The sequence below is a fragment of the Aeromicrobium sp. UBA7512 genome (assembly GCF_002476985.1).
In the GTDB taxonomy this organism is placed as follows: Bacteria; Actinomycetota; Actinomycetes; order Propionibacteriales; family Nocardioidaceae; genus Aeromicrobium; species Aeromicrobium phoceense.
This window is the reverse complement of the sequence record NZ_DLNK01000003.1, coordinates 27,496-47,384: the sequence shown is the minus strand read 5'-3', so window position 1 is coordinate 47,384 and position 19,889 is coordinate 27,496. Positions and strand designations below refer to the sequence as shown.

The 19,889-nt window shown below is 71.3% G+C and carries 19 protein-coding genes and 1 riboswitch; of the genes, 11 read left to right on the top strand and 8 right to left on the bottom strand.

Annotation, left to right across the window (positions count from 1 at the left end):
* Positions 1–22: 22 nt before the first annotated feature.
* Positions 23–1,444 (top strand): type I glutamate--ammonia ligase, encoded by a 1,422-nt coding sequence (glnA, locus tag B2363_RS02055; protein WP_181756716.1) that lies wholly within the window; start codon positions 23–25, stop codon positions 1,442–1,444.
* Between the two features lie 104 nt (positions 1,445–1,548).
* Here glnA and putP read toward each other — a convergent pair whose 3' ends face one another.
* Positions 1,549–3,060, bottom strand: a complete 1,512-nt coding sequence (gene putP / locus B2363_RS02050) for a sodium/proline symporter PutP (RefSeq protein WP_286928109.1) — start codon at positions 3,058–3,060, stop codon at positions 1,549–1,551.
* A gap of 208 nt (positions 3,061–3,268) precedes the next feature.
* On the opposite strand from putP, the gene B2363_RS02045 reads away from it, so the two are divergent.
* The 8 genes from B2363_RS02045 to B2363_RS02010 all read left to right on the top strand — a co-directional run bounded on the left by B2363_RS02045 (position 3,269) and on the right by B2363_RS02010 (position 10,804).
* The gene (locus B2363_RS02045; protein WP_286928108.1) at positions 3,269–4,810 is read left to right on the top strand and encodes a sodium-dependent transporter; all 1,542 of its coding nucleotides are present in this window, start codon (positions 3,269–3,271) and stop codon (positions 4,808–4,810) included.
* Positions 4,807–4,935: a methionine/alanine import family NSS transporter small subunit gene (locus B2363_RS02040; protein WP_181756713.1), complete on the top strand. Its 129-nt coding sequence runs from the start codon at positions 4,807–4,809 to the stop codon at positions 4,933–4,935. Before B2363_RS02045 ends, B2363_RS02040 begins: the two co-directional genes overlap by 4 nt.
* A gap of 114 nt (positions 4,936–5,049) precedes the next feature.
* Positions 5,050–5,373, top strand: coding sequence for a hypothetical protein (locus B2363_RS02035; RefSeq protein ID WP_286928107.1), 324 nt, complete (start codon positions 5,050–5,052; stop codon positions 5,371–5,373).
* Positions 5,374–5,486: 113 nt separating this feature from the next.
* Complete coding sequence (locus tag B2363_RS02030) at positions 5,487–6,122, top strand: hypothetical protein (protein WP_286928105.1); 636 nt, start codon at positions 5,487–5,489, stop codon at positions 6,120–6,122.
* Positions 6,123–6,165: 43 nt separating this feature from the next.
* Entirely contained in the window at positions 6,166–7,173 is a 1,008-nt protein-coding gene (locus tag B2363_RS02025; protein ID WP_286928104.1) for a 5'-3' exonuclease, read from the top strand.
* Positions 7,174–7,192: 19 nt separating this feature from the next.
* A complete protein-coding gene (locus B2363_RS02020) occupies positions 7,193–8,758 on the top strand; it encodes a peptide chain release factor 3 (RefSeq protein ID WP_286928102.1) in 1,566 nt (521 codons plus the stop codon).
* A 40-nt stretch (positions 8,759–8,798) separates the two neighbouring features.
* On the top strand, positions 8,799–9,164 hold the full coding sequence (locus B2363_RS02015) for an HNH endonuclease (RefSeq protein ID WP_286928099.1): 366 nt from the start codon (positions 8,799–8,801) through the stop codon (positions 9,162–9,164).
* Between the two features lie 77 nt (positions 9,165–9,241).
* A complete protein-coding gene (locus B2363_RS02010; protein WP_286928097.1) occupies positions 9,242–10,804 on the top strand; it encodes a hypothetical protein in 1,563 nt (520 codons plus the stop codon).
* Here B2363_RS02010 and B2363_RS02005 read toward each other — a convergent pair.
* Genes B2363_RS02005 through B2363_RS01990 form a run of 4 tightly spaced genes read right to left on the bottom strand, consistent with a single transcriptional unit; the run spans position 10,794 to position 13,546 of the window.
* On the bottom strand, positions 10,794–11,282 hold the full coding sequence (locus B2363_RS02005; RefSeq protein WP_286928096.1) for an SRPBCC domain-containing protein: 489 nt from the start codon (positions 11,280–11,282) through the stop codon (positions 10,794–10,796). The two genes, B2363_RS02010 and B2363_RS02005, sit on opposite strands and share 11 nt — an antisense overlap.
* Positions 11,279–11,614, bottom strand: a complete 336-nt coding sequence (locus B2363_RS02000; RefSeq protein WP_286928095.1) for an ArsR/SmtB family transcription factor — start codon at positions 11,612–11,614, stop codon at positions 11,279–11,281. The genes B2363_RS02005 and B2363_RS02000 overlap by 4 nt, the downstream gene beginning before the upstream one ends.
* Positions 11,615–11,666: 52 nt before the next feature.
* Positions 11,667–12,314 carry a response regulator transcription factor gene (locus tag B2363_RS01995; protein WP_286928093.1) on the bottom strand — a complete coding sequence of 216 codons (648 nt, stop codon included), beginning with the start codon at positions 12,312–12,314 and terminating at the stop codon, positions 11,667–11,669.
* Positions 12,302–13,546 (bottom strand): sensor histidine kinase, encoded by a 1,245-nt coding sequence (locus B2363_RS01990; protein WP_286928091.1) that lies wholly within the window; start codon positions 13,544–13,546, stop codon positions 12,302–12,304. The genes B2363_RS01995 and B2363_RS01990 overlap by 13 nt, the downstream gene beginning before the upstream one ends.
* 109 nt (positions 13,547–13,655) lie before the next feature.
* Here B2363_RS01990 and B2363_RS01985 point away from each other — a divergent pair, with 109 nt between their 5' ends.
* Complete coding sequence (locus B2363_RS01985) at positions 13,656–14,384, top strand: ABC transporter ATP-binding protein (RefSeq protein ID WP_286928088.1); 729 nt, start codon at positions 13,656–13,658, stop codon at positions 14,382–14,384.
* Complete coding sequence (locus B2363_RS01980) at positions 14,384–16,831, top strand: ABC transporter permease (RefSeq protein WP_286928086.1); 2,448 nt, start codon at positions 14,384–14,386, stop codon at positions 16,829–16,831. The genes B2363_RS01985 and B2363_RS01980 overlap by 1 nt, the downstream gene beginning before the upstream one ends.
* Here the strand turns inward: B2363_RS01980 and B2363_RS01975 are convergent.
* The 3 genes from B2363_RS01975 to thiM all read right to left on the bottom strand — a co-directional run bounded on the left by B2363_RS01975 (position 16,826) and on the right by thiM (position 19,784).
* On the bottom strand, positions 16,826–18,331 hold the full coding sequence (locus B2363_RS01975) for a bifunctional hydroxymethylpyrimidine kinase/phosphomethylpyrimidine kinase (RefSeq protein ID WP_286928084.1): 1,506 nt from the start codon (positions 18,329–18,331) through the stop codon (positions 16,826–16,828). The two genes, B2363_RS01980 and B2363_RS01975, sit on opposite strands and share 6 nt — an antisense overlap.
* A complete protein-coding gene (gene thiE / locus B2363_RS01970) occupies positions 18,328–18,978 on the bottom strand; it encodes a thiamine phosphate synthase (protein WP_286928083.1) in 651 nt (216 codons plus the stop codon). Before thiE ends, B2363_RS01975 begins: the two co-directional genes overlap by 4 nt.
* The gene (gene thiM, locus B2363_RS01965; protein ID WP_286928081.1) at positions 18,975–19,784 is read right to left on the bottom strand and encodes a hydroxyethylthiazole kinase; all 810 of its coding nucleotides are present in this window, start codon (positions 19,782–19,784) and stop codon (positions 18,975–18,977) included. The genes thiE and thiM overlap by 4 nt, the downstream gene beginning before the upstream one ends.
* Positions 19,775–19,867, bottom strand: a riboswitch (TPP riboswitch). (Overlaps the previous gene by 10 nt.)
* Positions 19,868–19,889: the final 22 nt, after the last annotated feature.

The window sequence follows — 19,889 nt, the reverse complement described above, 5'->3', positions numbered from 1 at the left end:
GCACCGCGGTCGAGGAGGCCACATGTTCGGCAATGCCGACGAGTTCTTCAAGTTTGTCCGGGACGAGGGCGTCGAGTACATCGACGTCCGATTCACCGACCTCCCGGGCATCCAGCAGCAGGTCACGATGCCGATCTCGGGCTTCGACGAGGACACCGCCGCCGAGGGCGTCGCGTTCGACGGCTCGTCGATCCGCGGGTTCCAGACGATCGACCAGTCGGACATGAAGCTGCTGCCGGACTACGGCACGGCGTACGTCGACCCCTTCCGCAACCCCAAGACGATCGCGATGGACTTCTTCGTCCACGACCCGATCACGGGCGAGGCCTACTCGCGCGACCCGCGCAACATCGCGCGCAAGGCCGAGGCGTACCTCAAGACCACCGGCATCGGCGACACGGCGTTCTTCGCCCCCGAGGCCGAGTTCTACATCTTCGACCGTGTCTCGTACGGCACCAGCCCGAACAAGAGCTACTACGAGATCCAGTCCGCCGAGTCCGCCTGGTCCACCGGCGACGACCTGGCCGACAACCGCGGCTACAAGGTCCGCTACAAGGGCGGCTACTTCCCCGTCCAGCCGACCGACCGCTTCGCGGACCTGCGCAACGACATGATGACGAACCTGTCGAACGCGGGCCTCATCCTCGAGCGTGGCCACCACGAGGTCGGCACCGCCGGCCAGGCCGAGATCAACTACCGCTTCGACACGCTGCTCAAGGCTGCCGACGACACGATGAAGTTCAAGTACCTGGTGCGCAACACCGCGTGGGCCCAGGACAAGACCGTGACCTTCATGCCGAAGCCGATCTTCGGCGACAACGGCTCGGGCATGCACGTGCACCAGTCGATCTGGAACAACGGCGAGCCGCTGTTCTACGACGAGTCCGGCTACGGCGGACTGTCCGACACGGCTCGCTGGTACATCGGCGGCATCCTGAAGCACGCGCCGTCGCTGCTGGCGTTCACCAACCCGTCGGTGAACTCCTACCGCCGTCTGGTGCCGGGCTTCGAGGCCCCGATCGCTCTGGTCTACTCGGCTCGCAACCGCTCGGCCTGTGTCCGCATCCCGATCACCGGCGCGAACGCCAAGGCCAAGCGCATCGAGTTCCGTTGCCCCGACCCGTCGAGCAACCCGTACCTCGCGTTCTCCGCTCTGCTGCTCGCCGGCATCGACGGCATCAAGAACAAGATCGAGCCGCCGGCCCCGATCGACAAGAACATCTACGAGCTGCCGCCCGAGGAGTACGCCGAGATCGACATGGTCCCGACCTCGCTCGGTGCCGTCCTCGACGCGCTCGAGGCCGACCACGAGTTCCTGACGGCCGGTGACGTGTTCACGCCCGACCTGATCGAGACGTGGATCGAGTACAAGCGCCAGGAGGAGATCCTGCCGATCGCACTGCGCCCGCACCCGCACGAGTTCGAGCTGTACTACGACATCTGAGTCGACCGCGGCGTGCCGGCCGCATGAGAGCTGGCAGGAACGGCTCCTCATCTGGACTCTGATCCAGCTGAGGAGCCGTTCCCCTTTCCACGTGGTCGGTCAGGTCACCCCGCGACGGCCTGCTTCGCCGCGGCCAGATCGACGGCCGCGTCGAACTCGCGCTCGACGGCTGCATCGACGGGCTGGGTCATCAGGCTGACGACGATCGCCACGACCATGTTCACGATGAAGCCGGGCACGATCTCGTACAGGGCCACGCCGGAGATCTCTGGACCGTAGGAGCTCCACAGGAACACCGTCACCGCACCGGAGACCATGCCGGCCAGGGCTCCCCAGTTGGTCAGCCTGCGCCAGTACAGGCACAGCAGGACCGCCGGTCCGAACGAGGCACCGAAGCCCGCCCACGCGAACGCGACCAGCTCGAGGATCGTGCCGCTCGGGTTGATCGCGAGCACCGTCGCGATCACCGCGACCGCGAGCACGCACAGGCGACCGAGGTTCAGCAGCGTCCGCGGGCCCGCGTCAGGCCGGAACACCTTGAACAGGTCCTCGACGAACGCCGACGAGCAGACGATCAGCTGGCTCGAGACGGTGCTCATGATCGCGGCGAGCACCGCGGCGAACACGAAACCGGCGATCAGCGGGTGCAGCAGCGCCTCGCCCATCGCGAGCACGACGAGCTCGGGGTTGTCGAGCGAGTTCTCGGTGAGCTCGAAGAACGCCACGCCGATGAGGCCGCAGGCGACCGCACCGACCAGCGAGATGATCATCCAGCTCATCCCGATGCGGCGAGCGCTCTTGGCCGAGCCGGCGTCACGCATCGCCATGAACCGCACGATGATGTGAGGCTGACCGAAGTAGCCCAGGCCCCAGGCCAACGCCGAGATGATCGACACGACCGTCGCGGCCGTGAGGCTCGTCCCGGAGAGCAGGGACAGGTGGTCGGGACTGACCTCGCGTATCGCGTCGGTGGTCTCGCCCCAGCCGCCGATCGTGATGACCGCCGCGATCGGGATGACGATCAGCGCCGCCATCATCATCGTGCCCTGCACGACGTCCGTCAGCGAGGCGCCCAGGAAGCCGCCGATCATCGTGTAGCCGAGCGTCACCGCGACGACGATCAGCATGCCGTTCGTGTACGAGGTGCCGAACGCGAGACGGAAGAACTCGCCGCCGGCCACCATCATCGACGACACGTAAAACGTGAAGAACACCAGCACGATCCCGCCGGAGGCCACCCGCAGCGACCGGGAGCCGTCGTGCAGGCGGTTCTCGAAGAAGCTCGGGACCGTGATCGAGTTCTGCGCCACCTCGGTGTAGGCGCGCAGGCGCGGCGCCACGAACGTCCAGTTGAGGTAGGCGCCGATCGTCAGGCCGATCGCGATCCACGCCTCGATCAGGCCGGCGGCGTAGATCGCGCCGGGCAGACCCATCATGAGCCAGCCGGACATGTCGGACGCCCCCGCGCTCAACGCGGCCGTCCAGGGGGGCAGCTGCCGTCCGGCGAGCATGTACCCCTCGTGATCGGACGTCTTGGTGTAGGCGTAGACGCCGATGCCGATCATCACCAGGAAATAGATGATCAACGCGGTGATCTGAAACGCTTCGTCGCTCATGATGGAACCTTCCCGCCGTCGAACGTCTCCCATGAGTCTCTCTCGTCACATCACCGATGCAAGGCGACAGGGACGGTGACGACCCCCCGCGTGCCGACCGAGCAGTTCGCCCGGCCCGTCGCCGCCCGACGCCGGATCCCGACTTCTGCCACGATGGTCGGACTGCGTGGTGATCCGGCACCAGGGATCCCCCGTCGAGAGGAGCGACATGACGGCCGATGTCACGACCGAGAAGGCCAAGCGGGGAGCTTTCTCCTCGCGCAAGGTCTTCATCTTCGCCGCGATCGGCTCGGCCGTCGGGCTGGGGAACATCTGGCGGTTCCCCTACGTCGCGTACGAGAACGGCGGCGGAGCGTTCCTGATCCCCTACCTGGTGGCACTGTTCTGCGCCGGGCTGCCGTTCCTCTTCCTGGACTACGCGCTGGGTCACCGGTTCCGCGGCTCGGCTCCCCTGTCCTTCGCACGGCTGAGTCGTCCGGCCGAGGCCATCGGCTGGTGGCAGGTCGGCATCTGCTTCATGATCGCCATCTACTACGCCGCCGTGATCGCGTGGGCCCTGCGCTACACGTTCTTCTCGGTGAACACGGCGTGGGGGGACGATCCCGAGACGTTCTTCATGAAGGACTTCCTGCAGACCGGGGACCTCACGGTCGACCTGAAGGTCGTGGCCGGCGTGCTGATCCCGATGGTGATCGTGTGGCTCGCCGTCATCGTCATGATGGTGGTCGGCGTCGAGAAGGGCATCGGCCTGACCTCTCTGGTCGCCATCCCCGTACTCGTCCTCGCGTTCCTCGCCCTGGTGATTCGCTCGCTGTTCCTGCCGGGCGCCGCCGAGGGACTGGAAGCGTTCTTCACTCCCGACTGGAGCACCCTGACCCACGGAGGCGTCTGGGCGGCCGCCTTCGGACAGATCTTCTTCTCGCTCTCGATCGGCTTCGGCATCATGATCACCTACGCCTCGTACGTCGGCCGGGACACCGACATGACGGGCTCGGGCACGGTCGTCGGCCTCGCGAACTCCAGCTTCGAGCTGCTCGCCGGCATCGGCGTGTTCGCCGCGCTGGGCTTCATGGCGCAGAGCCAGGGTGTTGCCGTCGACGAGGTCGTCCAGGGCGGAGTCGGTCTGGCCTTCATCACCTTCCCGACGATCATCGGTGAGGCGACCGGCGGGGCGCTGATCGGCGTGCTGTTCTTCGGCTCCCTCGTCGTCGCGGGCATCACGTCCCTGGTCTCGGTGCTCGAGGTGGTCGTCTCCGCCGTGCGGGACAAGTTCGAGCTCTCGCGGCCTGTGGCGGCTGCCGCCGTCAGCATCCCTGCAGCCGTGATCAGCCTGGTGTTCTTCTCCACCGCGAGCGGCCTGTACGTCCTGGACATCCTCGACCACTTCATCAACCAGTTCGGAATCCTGCTCGTCGCGATGGTCTCGATGGTGGTCGTGGCGTGGTCGTTGCGGGCCGTGCCACAGCTGGCCGCCCACATGAACCGGCACGGGTCCATCCAGCTGCTGCTGTGGTGGCGACTCCTGGTGGGCGTCGTGGTGCCGATCGCCCTGGCCTACCTGGCGTTCGACTCGTTCCGCACGGACGTCCAGACGCCCTACGGTGGCTACCCGACCTGGATGATCGCGCTGTTCGGCTGGGGTGCCGCCGCGTCCGTCATGGTCGCCGGCTACGTCCTCGCCCCCATCCGATGGCGTGAGGGCACTTCGCTGGAGATCCCCGCCGACGACACCGAAGGAGTCGAACGATGAACGCCGAGGCCATCACCATGATGATCGTCGCCATGGTCGCCCTCTGGGGCGGCCTGGCGCTGGCGATCTTCAACCTGACGCGCCACGACGGCGCCGACGCGGAGGACTTCCACCGCGACCTCTGAGGCTGACCCGGGGGCGGCACGAAGGATGATGCTTTCGGGTACCCCAGCGGGTCCGAAGGCATCATCTTTCGTCCCTGAGGTCCGGGACCGGGCCGCAGGCGCCTCTCGACGTGCATGAACTCTGCACTGCCCGTGCTGGCCGGGATCGTCTCGACGGCGATCTTCGCGTCCAGCACCTTCCCGATGCTCGCCAAGGCCCTGCGCACGCGTGATCTGCGCTCGTACAGCCTGGGCAACCTCGCGCTGGCGAACGTCGGCAACGCGGTGCACTCGCTGTACGTCTTCAGCCTGCCGCCGGGCCCGCTGTGGGCGCTGCACTCGTTCCACCTGGGGAGCACGGTCTTCATGCTCGTCTGGTACCTGAGGTTCGAGTACGTCCGGCATCGCGAGACCAGCCAGGGCAGCGGCGAGGAGGAATTGGTCGGGTGCCTCCGGTGAGGTGGTGCCGTTGCCGTCTCCAGATTCGGGTGTCCGGCACCCGCCGGTGCCTAGGATGAGCCATCGGCGCGACGGGACTCTCTGAGCCCGGCACAGACTCGACGGAGGACCACGTGACGGACGAGCCCTCCCATGATTCCGTCGACTGGCTCGAGCTGGTCGCCGTCGTGCTCCTGTCGGTCACGGCGATCCTGACGGCATGGACCGGCTTCCAGGCCAGCAAATGGGGCGGCGCCATGTCGATCTCCTTCGCGCAGGCGTCGACGGCCCGCATCGAGGCAGCGCGCCTCGAAGGCGACGCCAACCGCAAGCAAACTGTCCAGGTGTCGCTGTTCACGCAGTGGCTGCAGGCGTACCAGGCCGAGGACGACACGCTGACTGCCTTCCTTGAGGAGCGGTTCCCCGAGCCGCTGGCCAGCGCCTTCCCCGTGTGGATCGCCGAGCGGCCGTTGAAGAACCCGGCGGCCGCGCCGACCCCGTTCCAGGTCAAGGAGTACGCGATTCCGGAGCTGGAGCAGGCGCGGGCGGCCGACGCCCGTGCCGACGCCAAGTACCAGGAGGCCCTGCGCAACAACCAGCGCGGCGACAACTACACGATCCTCACCGTCGCCTTCGCGAGCGTGCTGTTCTTCACCGCCCTGGCCACGCGCCTGCGGCGCCCGCGGACGCAGTGGGTGCTGCTGGCGATCGCGGGGGTCGGGTTCCTGGCGACGACGGGATTCCTGCTCAGCTTCCCCAAGCTGATCTGACGGCGGCGTCGCGCGGGACCCGGCCTAGGATGGCGAGGATCCCATGTCTGCCCCCGTGAATCGTCCCCGCAAGCTGCTGCTCGTGGTCGACGCGCCCTCGCTGCTGCACCGCAACCACCATGCCCGGGCCCACACGAGGCTGATGGACCGATCGGGTCGTCCCGCGTGGGCCCTGCACGGCATGCTGCGCCAGATCATCGAGGCGATCGAGCGGTTCGCCCCCGACGCCGTGATCTTCGGGCTCGACGACCGGACCGCGTCGGTGCGCGCGGACTTCTATCCCGCCTACAAGGCGGGACGGGCCGAGAAGGACGCGGCGCTCGTCGGCCAGCTCGAGCGCACGGGGGCGTTCCTCGACGCCCTCGGCCTGGCGACGCTCACTCCCCCGGGCCTCGAGGCCGACGACGTGAGCGCCTCGGCCGCCACGTGGGCCCGCGACAACGGCTGGAACTGCGTGATCGTCACGTCGGACCGGGACGCGTTCGCCCACATCAGTGACCACACGCAGGTGCTGCGGCTGATCAGCGGCGGGATCGACGGCTCTCCGCTGCTCAACCCGGCGCGGCTGCTCACGATGTACGGGATCGCGGCCGAGCACTACCTGGCGTTCGCGGCCCTGCGCGGCGACCCCAGCGACAACCTCCCGGGCGTGTCCGGCATCGGGGAGAAGACCGCCGCGATCCTGCTGACCCAGGCCGGGTCGATGGAGACCGTCTGGGCGGACATCGACCACAACGAGGGACGCACCCTCGCCGCCACCCTGGACGGCTGGGCGGCCGAGACCGGCGCGCGACGGATGGGTGCCACGGTGGTCCGCCGCCTCGCCGCCCCCGGGGCCCGCGAGCGCTACGACTTCAACGTGCGGATCATGTCGGGCCGCGAGGACCTCGACCTCGGTCTCACCCCTGACGTCCCCGGCACCCCGGGCCTGCTCCCACTGGATCTCGGCCGGGTCAACACGGTCGTGGGCTACCTCGGGGTGGAGGCGACGACGACGCTCGCCGTGCGGGTGCTGAGCACGAGCCCGGCCTCCGTCGTCCCCATGCTGTGACGCCGGGTAAATTCGATGGGTGTCCGACAAACGCCCCCGCCGCACCTTCGCCGTCATCAGCCACCCCGACGCCGGCAAGTCCACGCTGACCGAAGCGCTCGCGCTGCACGCCCGCGTCATCAACCAGGCCGGTGCCGTCCACGGCAAGGACGACCGCAAGGCGACGGTCTCGGACTGGATGGACATGGAGAAGGCGCGTGGCATCTCGATCACGTCCGCGGCGCTGCAGTTCGTGTACCGCGACCACGTGGTGAACCTCGTGGACACTCCCGGCCACAGCGACTTCTCGGAGGACACCTACCGCGTGCTGTCGGCGGTCGACTCGGCCGTGATGCTGGTCGACGCCGGCAAGGGCCTCGAGCCCCAGACCCTCAAGCTCTTCCGGGTGTGCGCGCTCCGCGGCATTCCGGTGATCACCGTCATCAACAAGTGGGACCGCCCCGGGCTGTCGCCGCTGGGCCTGATGGACGAGATCGAGCAGGAGATCAAGCTGCGTCCGACCCCGCTCACCTGGCCCGTGGGCGAGGCGGGCGACTTCCGAGGCGTCCTGGACCGCCGCACCGGCGAGTTCGTCAAGTACACCCGGACCGCCGGCGGGGCCGAGCGGGCGCCCGAGCGACGGCTGTCGCCGGACGAGGTCGAGGACGTGGACGCCGACGTCTGGTCGGCCGCGGTGGACGAGAGCGAGCTGCTCTCCCTCGACGGCGCCGACCACGACCAGGAGCGGTTCCTCGGCGGCGAGACCACGCCGGTCATGTTCGCCTCGGCACTGCAGAACTTCGGCGTGGCCCAGCTGCTCGAGCTGCTGCTCGAGCTGGCGCCCGGACCGAGCGCGACCGCGGGCGTCGACGGCTCGGTGCGTCAGGTCGACGACGCCTTCAGCGCGTTCGTCTTCAAGGTGCAGTCCGGCATGAACACGTCCCACCGCGACCGGCTCGCGTACGCCCGCGTGGTGTCCGGGACCTTCGAGCGCGGCATGGTCGTGACCCACGCCTCGACCGGCCGGCCCTTCGCCACGAAGTACGCCCAGGCCGTCTTCGGCCGGACGACGTCCTCGGTGGAGCAGGCTGCTCCCGGCGACATCATCGGCTTCGTCAACGCCCAGGCGCTGCGCGTCGGCGACACCGTCTACGACGGAGACGCGATCGACTACCCGCCGGTGCCGAGCTTCGCGCCCGAGCACTTCATGACCGCCACCGCGAAGGACATCGGGCGGTACAAGCAGTTCCGACGCGGCATCGAGCAGCTCGACCAGGAAGGCGTCGTCCAGGTCCTGCGCTCCGACCTCCGAGGTGACCAGACCCCCGTCCTGGCCGCCGTCGGCCCGCTGCAGTTCGAGGTGGTCGAGGAGCGGATGAAGAACGAGTTCACCTCCCCGATCCGGCTCTCGCGCCTGGACTACCAGGTGGCCCGGCGCACCGATGCGGAAGGCGCACGGGCCCTGCGCGGCCAGCGTGGCGTCGAGGTCCTCCAGCGCGCCGACGGCACCCACCTCGCGCTCTTCACCGACAAGTGGCGGGCGAACAAGGTGGCCCGCGACGAGCCGGACATCCTGCTGGAGGAGCTGCCGGCCGGGGGCAGCTGAGGCAGCCTCGTCCGTCTCCGGCGTCCGGTAGCGTCACCTCGTGGCGCGACGTCGGTTTCCCAGCAGCACCTCGGCTGCCACGCGCGCCCGCTACGCGAAGCGCCGGCAGCGGCGCCTCGACCGCGTCGACAACGACCTGACCCCGGCGCAGTGGGACACGCTCGTCCTGCAGTGGGGCGGCTGCGCGTACTGCGGCACGACCACGGCGGCGATCCAGAAGGACTGCGTCCTGCCGATCTCACGCGGTGGCCGCTACACGGTGACGAACGTCGTCCCGGCGTGCACGTCGTGCAACGCGAGCAAGCACAACAGCGAGGTGTCCGGGTGGCTGCGTCGCAAGCGACTCGACGAGGGCGCCTTCCTGCTCCGCCACGCCGAGATCCTGCGGGCACTGTCACCCGACTGACCTCGCGCCTCGGGGCGAGTCGCACCCCCCGTTAACGGGGGCAGTCAGCACGCGGCCGGGCCACTAGGTTCAGCACCATGCGTCTCCTGCGTCCCGTGCTGCTCGCCCTCCTCGCCCTGTTGCTCGTCCCGCTGACCGCCACGTCGGCCCAGGCGGCGGACGGCCGGATCACGGGCGTCGCCCTCGACCCCAGCGGCAAGCCGCTGCAGAACGTCGGGTGGGAGATCTACATCCGCGAGGGCAGCGAGTGGACGACGCTGCAGTTCGGGCCGAAGCTGACCGACGCGCAGGGACGCTTCTCGTGGCAGGTGCCGGTCGGCGGGCAGTACCGCGTCTGCTTCTCCGACACCTACTACGGCGAGGTGTCCTCGACGAAGTTCTGGCAGCCGGAGGTGCGCCACCGCGACACGTGCTGGCCCAACGCCACGTCGTTCGAGACCGCGCAGACCTGGACCTCCTCGACCGCCACGCCGTCGAAGACCTTCTCGGTCAGGCTGCCCAAGCAGGGCCTGGGCATGGCGCCGGTCGACCCGTTCATCGTCGGGTCGTACCGCGTCGGCGAGCCGCTGACGATCGTGGGCCAGGAGGGCTGGCGTCCCACGGACGCCACTTTCAGCTACCAGTGGATCTCGCGGCGCGACGGCTCCCCCTCGGTGACGATCCCGGGAGCCACCTCGGCGAGCTTCACCCCCACGCCGGCCCAGGACGGCGCCTGGATCCACGCGCGGGTGACTGCCAGCCGCCCGGGCTACAAGCCGGCCTCGCTCATCACGCCCACGACGAAGGTCGGCGGCACGCAGCACGTGCAGCCGACGTCGCCGCTGTCGATCTCCGGCACGGCCACGCCCGGCGCCACGCTCACCGCGAGCTTCGGCAAGCCGGCCAGCACGTACAGCGAGATCTCCTGGTTCGTGGACGGCGTCCCGCAGCCGGCCTCCACCACGTACAACGGCGCGACCTCCCGCTTCACCGTGGCCGCGGTTTACGCCGGGGCGCGGATCGACGCCCGCCTGAAGATCTATCGGACCGACGCCCAGGGCAACTACGTCGACGGCAGCGACAGCTTCCAGCGCGCGCAGGTGCAGGTCGCAGGCAGCCGTCCGGTCCAGGCGCTGCGCGCGACTCCGGCGCCCGCCGGCACGCCGACCGTCGGACGGGTCCTGGCTGCGCCGACCGGCCTGACCGCGGACCCCGCCGCGAAGGTGACGCACCAGTGGCTGCGCGGCTCGACGGCCATCGCGGGCGCCACCGGCAGCCGCTACACGCTGCGCTCCGCCGACGTGAACCAGAAGGTCCGGGTGCGCACGACGGTCACCCGCCCCGGCTGGTGGAACCACTACGTCAGCACCTCGGGCGCCACGCTCGCGAAGCGTCCCCTCAAGGTCGGCACGGTCAAGGTGGTCGGGACCGCGAAGGCCGGGAAGAAGCTCAAGGCGTACACCGCCAAGTGGGGGCCGAAGCCGGTCAAGGTCCGCTACCGCTGGACGCGCAACGGCAAGCCGATCCGCGGCGCCGTGAAGTCGACGTACAAGGTCAAGAAGTCCGACCGCGGCAAGGTCCTCCGCGTCCGGATCAGCGTCTCGAAGACGAACTACCTGACGGTCGCCAAGACCAGCAAGGGTCGCAAGATCAAGCGGTGACGGCCTCTGCGAGGGCGGTGAGCTGGTCGGTGACCGAGCCCCAGCCCTCGTGGAAGCCGAGGTCGGCGTGGAGGTCACGGGCGGCGGGATCGCCGTGCCGGACCACGACGAGGTAGGCGGTGCCCTCGGGATGGTCGTCGAACGTGACCGTGGCGGTCATGTGCACCGGCGCGGGAGCCGCCGGTCGCCACGTGCTGTCGACGGTGTTGGTGAAGACGAGCCGCTCCCCCGCGTCCACCGCCAGGAAGCACGCGTTCATGTGCGGGACCCAGCTCGCGCCCCCGTCCTCGCTCATCCGGGTGACGAATCCTCCGCTGGGCCGGACGTCGAGGTGCTCGACACGGCAGAGCGACGGAGCGGGAAGCCACCACTGCTGGAGCCGCGCTGGATCCGTCCAGGCGTCCCACACTACCTGGGGTGACGTGCGGATGATCCGCTCCAGGGAGAGGTCGAGGGCGCGGTCGAAGGTCGGGTTCATGCTTGCTCCTGCGGGTCGGTGACGAAGGGCTCGAGTCGATCGGTGCGCTGCTCCCAGAGCCGGCGCTCGTCCGCCAGCCAGTCGTCCACCAGGGCGAGGCGCTCACGGTCCAGGACGCACGTGCGCACGCGTCCCCTCTTGGAGGTGTGGATCAGGCCGCTCGACTCCAGCGTCCGGACGTGCCTCATGAACGACGGGAGGCTCATCGGGAACTCCCGGGCCAACTCGCCCACGCTGGTCGACCCGTGGCCCAGCCGGCGCACGACGGCGCGGCGGGTCGGGTCCGCGAGGGCGGCGAAGACGCCGTCGAGCTCAGCGACTGACTGTGCCATGGGGCTCAGTGTTCACGACCAGAACACTTAGTGCAAGGGCTAAGTGTTTCCCTCAGGCGCCGTCGAGGTAGCGCAGGACGGCGGCGACACGGCGGTCGGTGTGGTCGTCGGGGGCGAGGTCGAGCTTCATGAAGATGTTGCGGATGTGCTTGTGCACCGCGTTGTCGGTGATGTGCAGCCGCTGCCCGATCGCGGCGTTGCCGAGCCCCTCGGCCATCACCGAGAGCACCTCGCGCTCCCGCGCGGTCAGACGCTCGAGCGGGTCACCGGAGCGCTTCTGCGCGAACAGCTGGGCGACCACCTCGGGGTCGATGGCGGTGCCGCCGTCGGCCACGCGCTGGAGCGCCTCCACGAACGCGTCGACCCGGCCCACGCGCTCCTTGAGCAGGTAGCCCACCCGCTCGGCGCCGTCGGCGAGGAGGTCGGTGGCGAAGCTCTGCTCGACGTACGCCGAGAGCACGAGCACCGCGAGGCCCGGCTGGGCGCGGCGCGCCGCGACCGCGGCCTTGATGCCCTCGTCGGTGTGGGTCGGCGGCATCCGCACGTCGACCACGGCGAGATCGGGGCGGTGCTCGGCCACGGCCGCCAGGAACTCGTCCGGGCCCGCGGTGGCGGCGACGACGTCGAAGCCCTCACCGGCCAGCACCAGGCTGAGGCCCTCGCGCAGCAGGGTGTCGTCCTCGGCGATCACGATCCGCACGGCAGCTCCACCTCCAGCGCGGTCGGCCCGCCGGGTGGACTGCTCAGCCGGGCCTCGCCGTCGAGCGCCTCGACCCGGCGGATGATCCCGGCCAGGCCTGAGCCCGCCGCGGGGTCCGCTCCCCCACGGCCGTCGTCGGCGACACGCACGTGGAGACGACCGCCGTCCAGGCGCACCTCGACCTCGGCGCGGCTGGCGTGGCTGTGTCTGGCCACGTTGGTCAGCGACTCGGCCACCACGAAGTAGGCGGTCGTCTCGACGCTGGCCGGGCACCGCACCGGCACGTCGATCGTGACGGTGCACGGCACCGCGCAGTCGGCGGCCAGGGCCGTGAGGGCTCCGGCGAGTCCGCGATTCTCGAGCACCGGCGGCAGGATCGAGCGGACGACGGCACGCAGCTCGGCGAGCGCCTCCTCCGTCGTGTCCTGGGCCCTCGCGAGGATCTCCTCCGCACGGCCCGGGTCCCGCTCCACCTCGCGTCGCGCGGCGCCGATCAGCACCGCCACGCCGACCACCCGGTTCTGCGCCCCGTCGTGGAGGGCTCGCTCGATGCGACGCAGCTCGACCGCATGGGCGTCGAGGGCGGCCGCGCGGGTCGCGGTGAGCTCGACGACCCGCTGCGAGAGGTCGGCGCCCGGGGCCGGGCCGAGCAGGGCCAGCCCGCTCCGCGACTGCCAGTCGAGCAGCCGCGGCGCGCCGACGAACCAGAGCACCAGCGCGAGCGTGCCGGTCGCGAGACCCCACATCGCCGCGTCGGCGCTGCGGGCTGGGACCAGTCCGTTCAGCAGCTCCTGCTCCCCCGCGCCCACGTGCTTCCACCACAGCGGGTAGGCGAGGTCGTGCACGCCGACGAGCAGCAGCTGCAGGGCGAGCAGGCCGAGGAAGAGCCCGACCGTCCCGTGGATCAGCCCCCACCCGAGCTCGCGGCGGGTGGCCGGGTCCGTCACCTGCTGCTCCGGCTCGCCGGCCACCCGGGGCGGGTCGTCGATGCGGTGGCCGATGCGGCGCAGACGGGTGCGCTCGGCTCCGCTCAGCCACTGCAGCCAGCGCAGCGAGGGCAGGACCAGCGGGCGGCCGATCCGCAGGAACCACAGCACCGCGACCACGATCGCGAAGGGGATCGTGAGGACCGCGAGGAACCCGAGGCCCGCGCCGTACACCGCGTAGCCGGTGCTGCGGAACGCGTCGCGCAGCCGTGCCCGGAGGCCTCGTGCTGGCTGTTCGCTGTCCATCGCGTTCACGCTACCGGCCGGCCGACGCGGCGTCGGTACAGCGCGCTGTACCTTCGATCGAGCAGCTGGCTGGATGGGTTCGCGGGTCCGGAATTCCTAGCGTCGAGGCATGAGCCTCCACACTCCCTCGAACCACGCGCTGGAGCTGCGCGACGTCACCAAGACCTACGGCACGGTCCACGCCCTGGACCGGGTCAGCCTGCAGGTGCCCCGGGGCACCTTCCTGGCTGTCATGGGCCCCTCCGGGTCGGGCAAGTCGACGCTGCTGCAGTGCGCAGCGGGCCTCGACGTGCCGACCTCGGGGCAGGTCCTCATCGGCGGCCGCGAGATCTCCGGGCTGAACGAGACCCGGCGCACCCTGGTGCGGCGCGACGCCGTCGGCTTCGTGTTCCAGTCGTACAACCTGCTGCCGTCGCTCAGCGTGCAGGAGAACATCACCCTGCCGCTGCGGCTGGCGGGCACCGACGGAGACCGCACCTGGCTGGACCGGGTGGTCGACCGGATCGGCCTGCGCCCGTTCCTGGCGCGGCGGCCCGCCGAGCTGTCCGGTGGTCAGCAGCAGCGGGTGGCGATCGCCCGGTCGCTCGCGGCCCGGCCCGAGGTGGTCTTCGCGGACGAGCCGACCGGCGCGCTCGACGCCCACACCGCGAGCGACGTGCTCGGGCTGCTGCGCGACCTCGTCGACGACTTCGGCCAGACCGTCGTGATGGTCACCCACGACCCGCGCGCCGCCCACCGCGCCCACGCCACCGTGGTCGTGGCCGACGGGCGCATCCGGGAGTACCTCGCCGCACCCACGGCCGAGACGCTCGCCGGCAGCCTGGTCGGGGCCCGGTGATGTCCGCCCGTGCCCTCGCCCGCGACCACGTCGGTGCGCTCGTGGGGCTCGCCTTCGCGATCCTCGGCGGCAGCGCCTTCATCACCGTGGGAGCGGTGCTGACCGAGACCAGCCTGCGCGCGGAGGTTCCGCCCACGCGCCTGGCGGACGCCGAGATCCTGGTCTCCGCGGCCCAGCGCGTCCCCGTCGCCGAGGACTTCGACGTGCGACTGCCCGAGCGCGCGACGGTCCCCGCCGACCTCGGTGAGCGGGTCGGTCGAGTTCCCGGGGTCTCGGCCGTGGCCGCCGACGTGGCACTCCCGCTCTCGATCACCGCCGACGGCGTGACCCGGACCATCGAGGCGCACCCGTGGCCGGTCGCCGACCTCGGCGACCCGGCGCTGCGCGGCGCGGCCCCCGGCCCGGACGCCGTGGTGGTGGACGACGAGTTCGCCGAACCCGCCGGGGTCGAGGTCGGCGACCGTCTCGTGGTCGGAGCCGGTGAGACACGCCGGGACCTGCTGGTCAGCGGCATCGTCGACGCCCCCGGTGCCGGCGTCCACCTCGCCGCGTCGACCGTGAGCGACCTCGCCGCGCTGCCCGGCGGTGCCAGCGACCTCCTCGCCATCCGCGTGAGCGACGATGCGGACATCGCCGCCGTCGCCGCTGCGATCGAGGACGTCGTGGGCGGCGAGTACGCCGTGACGACGGGCGACGCACGCGGGGCCGTGGAGTCCCTCGCCGTCGGCAACGCGAAGCTGGAGCTGGTGGCGCTGGCCGCCTCCCTCGCCGGCACCCTGCTGCTCCTGGTGGGCTGCATCGTCGCGAGCGCCATGGCGACCTCGGTCGCGAACCAGCGCCGCGAGCTGGCCCTGCTGCGTGCCGTCGGGGCGACCCCTCGGCAAATCCGAGGACTCGTGGCGCGGCAGGCCACCGTGGCGGCGGCCTGCGGGCTCGTCCCCGGCGTGGCCCTCGGGTACCTCGCGACCGGATGGTTCTGCGACCAGCTGGCCGAGCGCGGCGTCCTCCCCGTCGCGATCCCCGTGGCGCGCTCACCGATCGCCGGACTGGTGGTGGTCGCACTGACCCTAGGCGTGGTCCAGCTCGCCGCCCGCGGCGCGACGTTCCGCGTGTCACGGCGCCCGGCGACGGAGGCCATGGGCGACGCCCAGGTCGAGCCGCGGCAGCCGTCGCGGGCGCGCACCGGGCTCGGCCTCGGGCTGGTCGTCCTGTCGCTCGCGCCGGCCTTCGGTGCGCTGGTCATCACCGGCGAGGAGGCCTTCCTCTCCGCCGTGAGCGGGACCCTGCTCGGCATCGTCGGCCTCGCCCTGTGCGGGCCCGCGCTGGCGCGTGCCGTCACCGGCCGGCTGGCGGAACGCCGTGGCGAGCGAGCCCCCGTCACGCGCTGGCTGGCGCTCCACCAGACCCATGCCTACGCGCTGCGGACCGCCGGCGCGGTGACCGTGCTGGCGCTCGCGTTCGGCCTCACCGTGGCCCAGGTGTTCGCCCAGTCCACGCTCGAGCGGGCGACCTCCGCCGAGCAGGCCGCGGGAATGACGGCCGACGCGACCGTCACGGGAACCCTGACGGCGGCCGACGTCGCCTCGCTCGGTGACACCGCGGGCGTCGACGCGGCGGTGCCGATGGTGTCCACCTCGGTGGTGCGGACGACCCGGATGCTGGGCGACGCGACGACGGAGCGGTTCCCGGCGCTCGGGCTCGGCCCCGACGCCGCTCGCGTGGTCGACCTCGACGTCGCCGCGGGCGACCTGGCCGACCTCCGCGGCGAGACCGTCGCCCTCGACGACTCGACGGCACGGCGGTGGGGTCTCGACGTCGGCGACCGGGTCGAGCTGCGGCTCGCCAACGGCGATCCGGTCAGTCCCGAGGTGGCTGCGACCTACCGGCGCGGCTTCGGTTTCGGCACGGTCGTGGCCTCGACCGACCTGCTGGCCGCGCACGGGCTCGCGCGCTCGGCGGACGCCGTGCTCGTCTCGGGCGATCCGGCGGCGCTCGACGGCTGGGCGGCGAGCCATCCCGACCACGGGATCGCCGCGGCGACCTCGCTGACCGACGCCGGGCCCGACCCGCAGCGCTGGATCAACCTCATCGTGCTGCTCCCGATGCTGGGGTACGTGCTGGTCGCCGTGGCGAGCAGCCTGCGCACCACCACGCGGCGCCGGCGTGAGGAGATGTCCACGCTCCGCATGCTGGGTGCCACACCGCGCCAGATCCGCTCGATGGTCACCCGCGAGGCGATGCTGCTGGCGGGCCTCGCGATCGCGGCGGGCACGGTGCTCTCCGTGCTGCCGATGTCGATCCTCGGCCTCGGCGTCCTCGCGAGGCCGTGGCCCCAGGGACCGCTATGGGTCATCCCCGCGATCGGCGCCGTGGTGATGGTGGTCGCGTTGACGTCGATGCGCGGGGCGACGCGTCGCATCCTGCAGCGGCCGCCGCTCACCTCATGAGGGAACCGGACCGGTCATCCGCAGCGGCGCCTCGAAGAAGGCCAGCTCGTGCTCCGCGGAGACCCGGAAGGCGTGCCACATCGCCTCCCGGGTCACGTCGTCGGCGGACGTCGCCAGCTCGGTGGTGATGTCGATCGCCCGGGCCGTGGCCTCGACGAACGCCGGGTCACCGTACGTGAGCAGCCACTCACGGAAGGGGTGACCGTCGGCCGCTCGGGCCTGCAGGTCCCGCCCGAGGTCGGCGTAGATCCAGTAGCAGGGCAGCACCGCGGCGGCGAGCACACGATGGTCGCCGCGTGCCGACGTCGCCAGCAGGTGATCGAGGTAGGCCGTGGTCGCCGGGCCGGGAGGCGGCGGCTCCACGTCGCCGAGCCAGTCGGCGTGCAGCTGAAGCTCGGTGACCAGCGCACCGTGGGCTCCGGCGGCCCAGAACGACTGCTCGTCCAGGGTGGGCGCGAGCCGGCTGGCCTCGGAGAGCACGCGGGCATAGTCGCGGAGGTACAGCGCGTCCTGCGCGAGGTACACGCCGAACGCCTCCTTGGAGAGTGACCCGTCGGCCAGGCATCTGACGAAGGCCGACTCGGCGATGGCAGCGCGCACGTCCCGTACGCCGTCCCACCACTGGTCCCGCACCTCCTCCGCGGTGGGCCGGGTGGCCGTCCCACCGCGATTCCACATCCCGGCGAAGTGGCTGATCGGCCCGTTGCCCCGGCCCACCTCGAGTGACGCTCCATGACGGATGCTCTCGGTCAGCCACCGCTTCGCCTCCGCGGTCGCCGGCTCCCACGACCCGAGACGGGCTCGGTGCGTGGCCACGGCCGAGGACAGCGAGCAGCCCGTCCCGTGCGTGTTGGTCGTCGCGATCCTGACTCCGGGGAACTCCACGACCTCACGGCCGCCGAGCCGGGTGCCGCCCACGTCGACGAGCGCGTCCGGCACGGCATCGCCCTCGACGTGCCCACCTTTCGCCAGGACGACGACGTCGTGGGCGGCCGAGACCTCCCGCGCCTGCTCCAGCACGTCCGGCCACCGGGCCGCCGGAGCACGCCCCGCGAGCACCGCGAGCTCGGCCACGTTCGGCGTGATCAGATGCGCCAGCGGCAGGAGGTCGCGCAGCGCCTGCTCGGCGTCGGCGTCGAGCAGGCGGTCGCCGCTCGTGGCGATCATGACCGGGTCGATCACGACCACCGGCGGTCGGGTCCGGCGAAGCCACGCCCCGACCGTCTCGATCACCTCGCGGCCCGCCAGCATCCCGATCTTCACCGCGTCCACGGTCACGTCATCGCTGACCGCGTCCAGCTGCTCGGCGAGGAAGTCGGTCGGCGGCACGTGGACCGAGCGGACGCCGCGGGTGTTCTGGGCCACCAGTGCCGTGACCACCGCCATGCCGTAACCGCCGGAGGCGGCGATGCTCTTCAGGTCGGCCTGGATCCCCGCGCCGCCCGTCGGGTCGGTGCCCGCGATGGCGAGCACGCGCGGCACACGGTTCCCGCCGCTCATGCGACGCCTGCCCAGGCCGCCGCGAACTCCGCGGCCGCGCGCCGCGGGTCCTCCGCGGCGCAGATGCCGGAGACCACGGCGGCTCCCGCCGCACCGGCGGCCCGCAGCGGAGCCACGTCGGCGAGCCTGATCCCGCCGATCGCGACGGTCGGCAGCTGCGTCGACCGCGCGAGATCGGCGAAGCCCGCCACCCCCAGGGGCGGTGGCGCGTCGGTCTTGGTGGCGGTCTGCCGGACCACCCCCAACCCGACGTAGTCGACGCGACCGGGGTCGGCGGCGGCCGCTGCGAGCTCGGCGGGAGTCGCCGCGCTCACGCCGATCACCGCGCCCTCCCCCACCAGCCGACGCACGAGGGAGGGCGGCAGGTCGGACTGCCCGACGTGCACACCCGTCACCCGGGCGCCCGCGGCACGCGCGGCCAGGAACACGTCGACCCGGTCGTTGACGATCAGGGCGACGTCGTCGGGCAGCGCACGCGAGACGGCCAGCACGGTCTCGAGGAACCGCGCGGCCGGGAGGTCCTTCTCGCGCACCTGCACGGTCGTCACTCCCCCGGCCACCGCCTCGGCCACCGTCTCGGCGACGTCGCGTCCGCGCGAGGCGGCCAGGGCGCTGTCGGTCACCAGGTACACCGACAGGTCGGTCATGACAGCCGCGCCCGCGCCGCGAGGTCGGCCGCGTCGACCGAGTCCAGAGCGTCGATGAACGAGGCCGCGAAGCTGCCGGGCCCTGCACTGCGCTCGGCCGCCAGCTCCGCTGCCACCGTGTAGACCGTGACGGCCGCGACCGTGGCCGTGAACGCGTCCTCGGTGACCGCGGCGAACGCGGCCATGACAGCTCCGAGCGCACAGCCACCGCCCGTGACCCTCGTCAGGAGCTCGTGACCGTTGGCGATCCGCACGACGCGCTCGCCGTCGGTCACGGCGTCGACCGGCCCGGAAACGGCGACGACGCCCCCGGTGGTGGAGGCGAGCTTCCGGGCCACGTCCAGCGCGCCGTCGACGTCGTCGGTGGAGTCGACGCCGCGGCCTCCGGCACCCGCGCCCGCCACCGCGATGATCTCCGAGGCGTTGCCCCGGATCACCGTCGGCCGCAGGTCGCGCAGCCGGTGGGCGAACGGGGTGCGGACCGGGAGGGATCCGACCGCCACGGGGTCGAGCACCCACGGCGTGCCGGCCCCCGCAGCGGCCGAGGCCGCCTCGAGCATGGCCTCACGCTGCTCCCCGGCCGGGGTGCCGAGGTTGATCAGCACCCCGCCGGCGACGGTTGCGAACGGTCCGGCCTCCTCGGGTACGTCGACCATCGCGGGGGCGGCGCCCACGGACAGCAGGGCGTTGGCGGTGAAGTTCACCACGACGCTGTTGGTGAGGCACTGCACGAGGGGCGCGTCCGCGCGCACCCGGGCCAGGGCTTCAGTGGTGGAGGTGAGCAGGTCTTCAGGCGTGCGCGACATCGCGACATCCCTTCGCTAGTGCGAACTAGATCAGGTTCGACGGGTGTGATCTCAGCCCCGGCGGGGCACCCCGTGTCTTGGCGCTCACAGGCTAGCGCCATGCCT